Genomic DNA, 871 nt, shown 5'->3' with positions numbered 1-871 from the left:
GGCTCGGAGATGTGTATACGTGACAGTAGTAAAACAAAATTGTTTTATAGGTAATTTTCCATATAGCTTCATAGATGTAGAAATAAGAAACTGGAAAATATCACAAAAAAGAAACCATAATTATTTTTTAAGCAATTATGGTTTCACATAAAGCGCCATCTAGTGGCCGTAATCTTTCCTCTAGGAACTAAATAATTCAACCAGTTCATGGCTAATACTAGGGCTGGTTGAATTTATAAATTTCTCGTATGTAAAGTTCTTTATCCAGTGTTTTTTATCAACATGTTAAGTTGTTACGATTCTTATAAGCTAACGTTGATTATTCCGAGTAGATATAAAATACCAAATGCCGTTCCACATATTGCATTGACAACCACTCCCCATTTTACAGACTTCATAATGACTAAATGTGCTATTTCCAAGCTCGTCACCTCCTCATAACTTCTGCTTTTCATAATCTTTATAAGTGAATAAATTTATTGTGTAAACAAGCTACAAACATTTTACTAAATTATTCATATTGAACACTTCCTACATATTTAACGCGGTTAATTTCGGCGTCATCCCTGCTTTTTGTATGTTCAAAATCGTAAAGTAAAATCAAACTATTAGCATTAGTAGGTAAAGCATCTCCGTATTTTTCAACAAAGTTAGGAATAACTACATTATCGTACGAACAACCTTCTAGTAATTGTGAAAGTTTATGAACCTCAACATCCTCATAGTGAGCTTCACTGAAATCTTCGTCAAAGTACTCAATGTTAAAATCCTTTTCGAATTGTGAAGGTGTAGCGTCTCCGTCTTCCGTGTAAGCAATCAAAAGATAATTTTCTAGTTCTTCAATAGACGAAAATTTACTAACCCATAAAGA

Annotated in this window: 1 protein-coding gene; it reads right to left on the bottom strand. The window is 32.5% G+C overall.

Annotation, left to right across the window (positions count from 1 at the left end):
* Positions 1-511 precede the first annotated feature (511 nt).
* The coding region (locus RB298_RS29025; protein ID WP_486049802.1) for an immunity 22 family protein at positions 512-871 on the bottom strand (360 nt) is incomplete at its 5' end.

This window comes from Priestia sp. BR_2, from assembly GCF_041954005.1.
Classification (GTDB): Bacteria; Bacillota; Bacilli; order Paenibacillales; family Paenibacillaceae; genus Paenibacillus_AQ; species Paenibacillus_AQ lautus_A.
Note: the sequence above shows the minus strand (reverse complement) of the source record. Positions and strands in the feature narration are given on the sequence as shown.